The sequence below is a fragment of the Corynebacterium sp. 22-2729 genome (assembly GCF_053479475.1).
Genome location: NZ_JBRBCA010000018.1, coordinates 1 through 9,832 on the forward strand (window position 1 = coordinate 1; position 9,832 = coordinate 9,832).

General features: G+C 60.5%; 5 protein-coding genes, 1 tRNA gene and 2 pseudogenes. 4 read left to right on the forward strand and 4 right to left on the reverse strand.

Translation table 11 applies throughout. From position 1 onward, the window contains the following. Nucleotides 1–92: 92 nt before the first annotated feature. The 3 genes and pseudogenes from ACUY2T_RS10135 to wzm form a co-directional block, all read right to left on the reverse strand. Nucleotides 93–1,440, reverse strand: a pseudogene (locus ACUY2T_RS10135) (IS256 family transposase). Nucleotides 1,441–1,585: 145 nt separating this feature from the next. Next, nucleotides 1,586–2,374 (reverse strand): galactan export ABC transporter ATP-binding subunit Wzt/RfbE, encoded by a 789-nt coding sequence (wzt, locus tag ACUY2T_RS10140; protein WP_448308483.1) that lies wholly within the window; start codon nucleotides 2,372–2,374, stop codon nucleotides 1,586–1,588. 19 nt (nucleotides 2,375–2,393) lie between these two features. Further along, the gene (gene wzm, locus ACUY2T_RS10145; RefSeq protein WP_448308484.1) at nucleotides 2,394–3,281 is read right to left on the reverse strand and encodes a galactan export ABC transporter permease subunit Wzm/RfbD; all 888 of its coding nucleotides are present in this window, start codon (nucleotides 3,279–3,281) and stop codon (nucleotides 2,394–2,396) included. A 196-nt stretch (nucleotides 3,282–3,477) separates the two neighbouring features. On the opposite strand from wzm, the gene ACUY2T_RS10150 reads away from it, so the two are divergent. Both ACUY2T_RS10150 and ACUY2T_RS10155 read left to right on the forward strand, forming a co-directional pair. Next, nucleotides 3,478–4,893: an aminotransferase class V-fold PLP-dependent enzyme gene (locus ACUY2T_RS10150; protein ID WP_448308485.1), complete on the forward strand. Its 1,416-nt coding sequence runs from the start codon at nucleotides 3,478–3,480 to the stop codon at nucleotides 4,891–4,893. 9 nt (nucleotides 4,894–4,902) lie between these two features. Beyond that, nucleotides 4,903–5,811 carry an EamA family transporter gene (locus tag ACUY2T_RS10155; protein ID WP_448308486.1) on the forward strand — a complete coding sequence of 303 codons (909 nt, stop codon included), beginning with the start codon at nucleotides 4,903–4,905 and terminating at the stop codon, nucleotides 5,809–5,811. 18 nt (nucleotides 5,812–5,829) lie between these two features. Here ACUY2T_RS10155 and ACUY2T_RS10160 read toward each other — a convergent pair whose 3' ends face one another. Next, entirely contained in the window at nucleotides 5,830–6,831 is a 1,002-nt protein-coding gene (locus ACUY2T_RS10160) for an NAD(P)H-quinone oxidoreductase (protein ID WP_448308487.1), read from the reverse strand. Nucleotides 6,832–6,943: 112 nt separating this feature from the next. Here ACUY2T_RS10160 and ACUY2T_RS10165 point away from each other — a divergent pair. Together ACUY2T_RS10165 and ACUY2T_RS10170 are read left to right on the forward strand one after the other, a co-directional pair. After that, nucleotides 6,944–7,028: transfer RNA gene (locus ACUY2T_RS10165), tRNA-Ser, on the forward strand. A gap of 745 nt (nucleotides 7,029–7,773) precedes the next feature. Further along, nucleotides 7,774–9,832: pseudogene (locus ACUY2T_RS10170) on the forward strand (hypothetical protein); the annotation flags it as partial.

The following is a 9,832-nucleotide window of genomic DNA, read 5'->3' on the forward strand; positions in this document are numbered from 1 at the left end:
GATGGGGAAAGTGGGGCTGGTGGGGTGTCGGGAGAGGTAAAGTCAGCCGGTACCCCCGGAGGGTGTCCGATTGTTTGTGTGCGGGGGGTGGTTTACAAGTAGTCCGCGAATCGGTCGGGGTAAGCCACGGCTAGTTGGTTGATGGCTTGTTTCCACCCGGTGGCTTTCGCTCCTTCAATATAGCCGTTGCACTCAATGTTGCGCTTTGCTTTCTTCGCTCGCTGGGCGGCACGCTTGTTCGATGTTGCAGATCATCAGCCACAGCGTTTTCTGCGCCGCGGTATCGTTCGGGAATTGGCCCCTGTTGCGGGTAGCTTTACGCAGTTCAGCATTCAGCGACTCGATTGAATTGGTGGTGTAGAGCACCCGGCGTGCCGCCGGCGGAAACTGCAGAAACGGCACGAACCGCTCCCAGGCGTCGCGCCAGACTTTGACCGACTGGGGGTATTTCCGGCCAAGTTCACTGGCCTCGAAAGCATCCAGGCTGGCACGTGCGGTGTCCTCGTTAGCGGCTGTGTAGACCTCACGCAGCGCGCGGGAGACTGCTTTGCGGTCCTGGTAGGACACCCACCGGTTCGCAGCCCGAATCAGGTGCACAATACAGGTCTGTACCATGGAATTCGGCCAGGTTGCCTCCACGGCTTCCGGCAAGCCTTTGAGCCCGTCGCAGCACACAATGAACACGTCTTGGACACCGCGGTTAGCCAGATCCGCACACACCGATGCCCAGAATGCGGCTCCTTCATTGTCGGCGATCCACAGTCCCAGGATGTGCTTGATGCCGTCCATGTCGACACCAACCGCCATGTAGCAAGCCTTGTTGACCACGCGGTGGCCGTCACGGATTTTCACGCGTAGCGCGTCGAGGAAGATCACCGGGTAAAACTCGTCGAGCTGGCGGTTTTGCCAGATCATGACCTCGTCTAACACCGCATCGGTAATGGTGCTGATCGTATCCGGGCTCATATCCACCCCAAGGGTGGTCGCGAGGTGATGCTGGATATCGCGCACGGTCATCCCACCGGCGTAGAGCGAGATAATCATGTCGTCGAGTTCTGTGAGCCGACGTGCACCCTTGGGCACCATCCGGGGAGTAAACGTGCCGGCACGATCCCTGGGCACGGTCACCTCAACTGCGCCGTAGCCAGAATTGACGGTCTTGGTGTACGACCCGTTACGGTGATTGCCGCCGTGCACGGGTTCAACCTGGGCTTTGGTTTTACGGTCGGAATGGCCGTAGCCCAAATGCGCATCCATTTCCGCCTGCAGACCAGCGTTGATCGATGCCTGCAACAGGCCTTTGACCAGGTCGCTGGCATCATCAGCGGAGCTCGACAGCTCGCTGATCAAGCTGGCGATTTCAGGATTTTCCATCAGCTTCTCGCTGATCTCGTTGACCCTCGCCGGGTCATGGCCTTTCTTCGGTGACACCGTAGTCATTATCGGTGAAACTCCTTCTAGATCAGAGCCTCACACACAAACTTCCTGACACTCCCTACCCCCGCAAACTTCAGCAAGCCCCAACCCCGCAAACTTCAGCAAGCCCCAACCCCGCAAACTTCAGCGGCCCAGCACCCCGCCAGCACTAGCCCCGGCCCAGGTCCTTCAGCACCTGGCGGACGTGCGCACCAGCCTCCGGCCCCTCATAGGCTTCAACCACATCATCCACGCGCCCGACCTGCCGGATCTCTCCGTGGTCGATCCACAGCGCACTGTCACACAGCTGCGCCAAAAATTCGTTGCTGTGCGAGGCGAAAACCAGGATGCCGCTGCGCTCAACCATCTCCACCAGTCGCCCGCGCGCCTTAGCCATGAACGCAGCATCCACGGCGCCGATGCCTTCGTCCAGCAGCAGAATCTCCGGGTCGATGCTGGTCACAACCCCCAAAGCCAGCCGAATCCGCATGCCCGTCGAGTAGGTGCGCAGCGGCATATCCAGGTATTCGCCGAGTTCGCTGAACTCCGCAATGTCGTCCATTTTCCGCCGCATCGCACGCCGCGTCTGGCCCAGGAACAGCCCGCGGATCATGATGTTCTCGTACCCGGAGATCTCCGGATCCATGCCCACACCCAGGTCGAACACTGGTGCCACGCGCCCGCGCACAATCGCGGACCCGCGCGTCGGCTCGTAGATCCCACTGAGCAGGCGCAACAAAGTGGACTTGCCGGCGCCGTTGTGCCCGACCAGGCCAATCCGGTCACCATCTTGCAGGTGCAAGTTGACGCCCTTAAGCGCCTCCACCATCACCGTATTCGACGAGTTCCTGCCGATCGCGCCGCCGGCAGCACCCAGGAATGTCTGCTTCATGGAGCGGGTCTTTGCATCGAAGATGGGGAAGTCGACGCACGCGTCGTATGTATCAATTGAAACCATGGCTTCCTTCTTCAACTCCTTAAACCCAGTAGCTCACGCGGAAGCGCCAGCGGCGCATCACCAGTAGCGCCAGCGACAGTCCGGCCACTGTCAGTACCAGCACGATTCCCCAGTGGTACGCAGGCACGGGCTCGCCAATCATTGGCCCGCGGACGATCTCCAGGTAGTGGTATAGCGGGTTGATCTCCGCAATTTTTGCTCGCTCGGCCACTGCCCCGCCTTGTTCGCGCAGGGTTTTGGTCGTCCAGACGATGGGCGTCATATAAAAGGCCAGCTGAACCAGCGAATCCAGCAACGGGGCGACATCGCGGAAGCGCGTGGCGATAATGCCGAAGAACATGGTCACCCAGATGCCGTTGGCGATCATCAGCGCCATGGCGGGCACCACTAGCAGCACTTCCCACCCCAGCGAGGGGCGGAACACGGCCAGCAGCACCAGCCAGATCACCAGGTTGTGCAGGAGGAAGAGGAATTGCCTCCACACCAGGCGATACACGTGTACCGACAGGGCTGACGGCAGCTGTTTAATCAGCCCCTCGTTGGCAATAAACACCTCGGAGCCGTCCTTAATGCAGCCTGCGATGAAGCCCCACAGGATCAGGCCAACGGCCACGTGCGGCAGGAAGCTGGCGAGGTCCTGCTGGAATAGCAGGCTGTACAGCAGGCCGAGGGCCAGGGCCATCACGCCGGTGGCAATGGTGATCCATAGCGGACCGAGGGTACTGCGGCGGTAGCGTTGCTTGATGTCCTGCCAGCCGAGCGCGAGCCATAGTTCGCGTTGCGCCAGGCCGCGCTTGAGGTCGTCCCAGGCGGCGGCGAAGGTTTGGGAGTTGCTAGCGGGGATGTCGCCGTCTGCCGCGGCGGTGATCCTTTGTAGATCCGCGGCCTCTGGCATTTTCTGTGGCATGAGTTCCTGCTTTTAAGTTGCTGTTGCTTTAAGGCACCTTATTTTACTTTGTGACGCCAACACCTCCTATTCCCGGCGCGTCCCGCTAACGTGTTGGCGGTCACGGTCGCTGACGGTGTTGCCTGTCCGGCGGGCAGGCTAGTATCGGTTGGGCAGAAGCGAAGTCCAAAGCAGTCTAGGAAGATAAGGAGTTCCAGTGTTCGATGTGCCACGGGTGCGGGGGTTGTATGCATCGTTATCGGATGGCTGGACGTACCTCAATGCGCAGGATTTTCCGCAGGTGCCGGAGCGGGTGTCCTCGGCGGTAGCGCGCAGCTTTAGGGTGGCTTCTTTGTTGGAGCCGCTGGAATCCGCGACGGGTTCACATTCTCGGGCGCAGCGTCCGGGTCGGCGTATCGGGGAGTCTTTCGGGGATTCCGCGCGGATCGCCATTGCGGATCTGACGGGTGCGCGCCCGGAAAATGTGGTGCTGGGGGCTTCCCGCGCAGCACTGTTGGATAATCTCGCGCACGCACTGTACCGGCGGTTGCGCCTGGGGCAGGAGGTTGTGCTGTCCCGTATTGATGATCCCGCGAATGTGGCCCCGTGGAAGACTGCGGCGGATCTTTATGGCGCGCGGGTGCGTTGGGCGGAGCCGGATCTTTCCAGCGGTGTGCTTCCCGCCTGGCAGTTTGCGAACTTGGTGGAGCACGAGACGTCGGTGGTCGCGGTTTCCGCTGCGAACCGTTATGTCGGCGCGGTGACGGATGTGCGTGCCATTGCCGATTGTGTGCGGGCGAAGTCCCGGGCGTTGTTGGTGGTGGATGTGGATTCTTTCGCTCCTTATCGCGTGGTGGATGTGGAGCAGATGGGCGCGGATGTGTTGGCTTTGGATGTGGCCAGCTTGGGCGGGTCGAGTGTGGGCGCGCTCGTGTTTAAGGACGATGCCACCCGTCAGGCCATCTTCCGCTCTGGGCACGGTGTGGGGGTCGGCGGCGTGTCCGAGGGGCTCCTGGGTGGCGTTTCGGAGGCCGTGGATCACCTGGCTCGCCTGGATGATTCCGCTCGTGGTACGCGCCGTTCGCGGTTGAAGACGGGTCTGCCGCAGGCTGCTGAACATCTGAAGACGCTGGCTGCGCACCTGGTCGAGGGCTTGCAGAGCCTCGGTACGGTGCATGTCATTGGCGTGGATGGGGATGGCGACGTGTTGGAGGAGTTCGCCTCCGTCGACCGGATCCCGCGCGTGAGTTTCCTGGTGGATGGTGTTCCCGCAGGAGTGGTTGTGCAGCGTCTATTGGCCAATGGTGTGGTTGCAGGTGTGGTCGCGCCGGGACAGTCGCAGTTGTTGGAGCGCATGGGTGTGTTCGAAGAGCACGCCCCGCAGAGCCAGCAGGCTCAGCGCACGGAGCAAGCAGCCAATGCGCGCCGCGGCCGCCACGGGCGCAATGCTGATGCGAACCCCGCCACCCGCGCTGGGAGCTCCGCCCTGCACACCGCCAACGCCACGGGTACTGCATCCACTTCGCTGGGATCCCCGCTGGATCAGGCCGGTGCAGTCGCCGTCGGGTTCGCCCCGCACAACACCATCCATGATGTGGACCAGCTGGTGCGGGTGGTGGCGTCGGTACGATAGCGTAGCCGTGTGCTTCGACTGATTACCGCGCTTACGCCAATTATCTGGGGGACGACGTATATCGTCACCACGAATCTGCTGCCACCTGGGCGGCCGCTTCTAGCCGGTGTGCTGCGTGCGTTGCCGGCGGGGTTGCTGCTTTTGCTGTGGTTCCGCAAGTTGCCGAAAGGGCAGTGGTGGTGGAAATCCGCGGTGCTGGGCGTGGTGAATATCGGTGGCTTCTTTGCACTGCTGTTCGCCGCGGCGTATTTGCTGCCGGGCGGGGTGGCGGCGATCGTCACGAATACCGCGCCGCTGTGGGTCATTGCCTTAAGCCCGCCACTGCTGGGCACGCGGATTCAGCCGTATCAGGTGATCGGCGCGCTTGTCGCGGTGGTGGGTGTGGCTTGTTTGGTACTTACGCCCGCCGCGGCCTTGAACGCCGGAGGTATCCTCGCGGGGCTCGGTGCGAGTGTGTGCATGGGGCTCGGGGCGATTCTGGCGAAGAAGTGGGGTAAGCCGGACGATGTGCCACAGCTGGCGGTGACGGGCTGGCAGCTGACTTTCGGCGGGCTGTTCCTGGTTCCGCTGCTGTTGGTGATGGAGGGGCTGCCGGACCACCTGACCGGCCAGAACGTGCTGGGCTATGCGTACCTGACGATCTTCGGCGCCCTGATTGCGTATGGCATTTGGTTCCACGGTTTGGCCAAGTTGGATGTGGTGCAGGTGGCGATCCTGGGCGTGTTGAGCCCGGTGACGGCGACGTTCCTCGGTGTGGTGTTCGTCGGCGAGCGGCTTTCGCTGGTGCAGTGGGTTGGCCTGCTGCTGGTGCTGGCGGCGCTGGTGTTGGTGCAGACGGGCGGGTGGCCACGGCGGCGTGCGCGCCGCGGGGCCCGTGGGCGGCGCGGTCGCGCACGGCTCACCAAGCCGCGGGCCTAGTTTGGGCCGAGCTCGCTGCTAGTCCTGTGGCAGCTCGAGCACGATCTTGCCCGTAACCTCCCCGGCCAGCAGCGCCTGGTGCGCGGCGACGGCTTCGGCGATGGGCATGATCCTGTCGATATGGTGGGTGATCTTCCCGCTTTCCAGCAGCGGCCAGACGTTGCGCAGGGTCTCTGCGACGATTCGCGCCTTGTCTTTCGCGTCGCGGTAGCGCAGGCCGGTGGCGCTGATGTTTCCGCGTTTGCTGAGTAGCTTGGCGATGTTCAGCTCGCCCTTCACGCCGCCTTGCATGCCGATGATCACGATGTGCCCGTCGGGAGCCAGGGCTTGGATGTTCTGGTCGAGGTACTTGGCACCGATGATGTCGAGGATGACGTCTGCTCCGCCGTGGTCGCCGAGGATCTCGGCAAAGTCTTCTTCCTTATAGTTAATGGGTATATCCGCGCCGTAGCGGCGGCACACGTCTAGTTTCTCTTCGGAGCCGGCGGTGACGGCTACGGTGGCTCCGAGTGCTTTGGCTAGTTGGATGCCGAAAATGCCGATGCCTCCGCCGCCGCCGTGGAAGAGGATGGTTTCTCCCTTGTGTAGGCGGGCGGTCATCATGATGTTGGACCAGACGGTGCAGGCGACTTCCACCACGCTGGCGGCTTGAGCCAGGTTGTATCCGGCGGGGATAGGGAGCAGCTGGCCTTCCGGTACGGTGGCGAATTTGCTGTACCCGCCGCCGGATAGGAGCGCTGCGACTTCGTCTCCGGCGTGCCAGGGGGTGCCGTCGGGCCGGGTGGCGCCGTTCGGGTCTTCGATGACGCCGGCGGCTTCGAGGCCGATGATGTCTGTGGCGCCGGCTGGCGGTGGGTAGTGGCCTTGGGCTTGTAGCGTGTCTGCTCTATTGACGCCCGCATAGTGGATGCGCACTAGTGCTTCGCCGGGTTGGGGGTCGGCGATGCTGGTGCTTTGCCAGGTTAGTGAGCTGGGGTTCGCGGGATCGGTCTGGACGATTGCGTTGGTGGTGATGCTCATGTTCCCCACCCTAACGAATGGGCTGGGGTGCAGTGGGGTGTTTTCGGGAGGGGAGGGGAATTGGGTAGGCGCGGGCGGCGTGTAAGATGCATATGCGGCTTTAAGCCGTGTTGGAAGTATGGCAGAGCGGCCGAATGCACTGGTCTTGAAAACCAGCGATGGGCAACCATCCGGGGGTTCAAATCCCTCTACTTCCGCAGAAAACCTACTCCCACATGCGGGGATTGGGTTAACGAGGCGCCTTGGGTTGGCTGCGATGCAGCCTTCCCGGAGGCGCCTTTTCGTACGGGTTGAGCGCTGTGGGGCGGTTGAGCAAAGCCTGAAGATTCACTGAAGGCTCTGGGGGTATGGAGGGGGGTATATGGTCAAGATCATATAAAATTTTTATATAGGTTCAAACCTATATAACGACAACATTTAAAGTTTCTGATGTGCTTAAACCATAAGCACGCCCTGGGTGTATTTCCATGCAAACTGCTGCAAGTATGCAGTACGGATGCGTCTCTACGCTATCTACGCACGTTCACTTTCGGTTAACTCGATGGCCACGCCGAGTCGGCAGGGTAGAGGGTTAGATCAACATAAACGGTCGAGAATGGAAATTTTACTTAGGTAATGGCTGAGATTTACGCCCAGTGGATATGGCGTCAAAAAACTTGAATGAGGAAAGGGTGCGTCATCTCCATGGAGGGGGGAGAGTGAGTGCGGCGGCGTGATTTGATAGGGTATGCCGATCAGTAGGGATGAGCCTGAATTCAGCACAGGAGAAATGCAGTCGCTCTTGAGGGGTGTAGTCGCTAAGGTTTTGCAAAGAGGCTTGCGCACGCGTGCAAAGATCCTGGTTCCACAGGATGGGCGGGTGCGGGTCATGGCGTGTGGCCTTCCCGGTGTGGGTGGGCCGCCAAGAAAACTTTAGAGAAGTCTTCGGAAAGGACTTAACTCATGGCAAACTTGCGCGGACGTTCCATCCGTACTGGTTTCGGGGCAGTTGCCCTTGGTTTTAAGAACAACAGCATGAAGTCCATCGCGGCTGCGGGTGCTGTGCTGGCTCTGGCTACGACCGGCACCGTGGTAGTTGCTACCCAGACCGCCCCGGCGGCTGTGGCTCAGGACGCCGCAGTGGCGCCGCAGCCGGATGCGGATGGCGCGATCAACGTCGACGCCATCGCGGACGGCACCATTACCTCCGGTACGCAGCTATCTGCTGCGCAGACTGTCGCCAAGGACGTTGTTTCTGGCCGCGTCAACCTGATGACGCCGAAGAACTCCGCGATTCTATCGACGAAGTACGACGGTTTCGAGGGCGCGCCGGATGGCACGAAGGTCTACTTCCAGTGGAAGGATGTAGATGGCGCGGAGTCCCCAATTTACTCCGCAGAAACCCACACCATTGACGGAGTCCTCGGTGCGAACGGCCCGGGCATGTACGCCTTTAAGGTGCCGACGTGGACTGATGCGAACGGTAAGGAGCGTCAGTACAAGGCTCAGACGGCTCAGAAGATGCGCGTCTGGTCTGATACACCGGACAATGATGAGACCGGAAATGCTCGCGAAATCGTTCGTGTTGCCCCGGGTTATACCCCGTATGCATATGGCAAGGGGTCCGGCGACGGGCTGGGTGAGTTCCCGGGTGCTGTTGGTACGAACGGTAACATGCAGGGCACTGGTGTCTGGCTTGCCGAATTGCCGACTAACCCGAACAACTACTGGATGGGCGACAAGAGGCCGGAGCCGGGCTTGCCGCTTCCGAATGGCCTGAAGGTGATCAAGGATGATCGGGAGGTTAGTGGTATCAATGATTGGTACGACTACTCCGGCCGTGTATGGCTAGAGACCGGCGATGAGCGTCAGCTTCTCACGGGGTCTACCGGCACTGGTGAGCCGTCTGGCGTTGGCTACAAGGTGTATGCCGCGACGCTCACGGAGGAAGGCCGTCAGGCGAACGCTGAGATCAAGAAGCTCCCGGCTGAAAAGCGCGCGCTGGCTACCAAGCAGATGCTCGAGGAGCACCCGGAGTACGTCCAGTCAGTCCGTTACACCGAGACTGATGAGAACGGTGATTACACCATCCACGTGCCGAAGGATGAGTACCACCCCCACGACACGTTCATGTGGGTTGAAAATAAAGATGGTGAAAAAATTGTTGGCTATGGCCAGTGGCAGCAGCCTGTTTTCCACTCAGTGAATAACTACTCGGCGACGTGGGCGCCATCAGGCAACCCTACAGAGCAGAAGGCACTTCCGGTTCGTGGTGCTCGTTTCTACAACATCCACTTCGCTGCAGTTCCGGACCGCCGCGTAGATCTGGACATCACTAACTTCAATACCACCGACACCCCTGCCAAGCCCGGTGATGTCGCTAAGGTGAAGCTCTCTGGTGATCTTCCGGTGCTGCCGAACAAGATCGAGTGGCGCAAGAACGGTAAGCCGACCGGCAAGACTTGTGACATTGAGCTTCTCAATGACCTGAAGGACTGTGGCTCCTTCACTGTCCCGGATGATGCTAAGACTGGCGACATCTACTCTGCGGTACTTGTGTCTGGTGCCCAGGATGTTGCTTCTGACTCCTTCATGGTGAGCACCAAGACCGTTGTGGATCAGTCTGGTGTCAAGCCGGTCAACCCGACTGATGCGAAGCAGGACACTGGTATTGACGTCAAGAACAAGGACGACGACACCAAGATTTCTGCGAAGGATAAGAACGGCAAGGACGTTCCGGTTGTGATTGATGAGAACGGCAATGTCATCGTCACCCCGGGCACCGATGCAGAGGGTCCGATTTCTGTAACCATTGAGGATCCGGATCTGCCGAAGGATGCGAACGGTGAAAACAAGGTCGTCGTTGACGTTCCGGTTGAGCCTGTAAAGGACACCGACGGTGACGGTCTGACCGACGATAAGGAGAAGGAGCTCGGTACTGATCCGAATAAGGCTGATACCGATGGCGACGGCATCAATGATGGTGACGAGGTCTCTGGTGAGGGCAACAAGTTCGACGGCA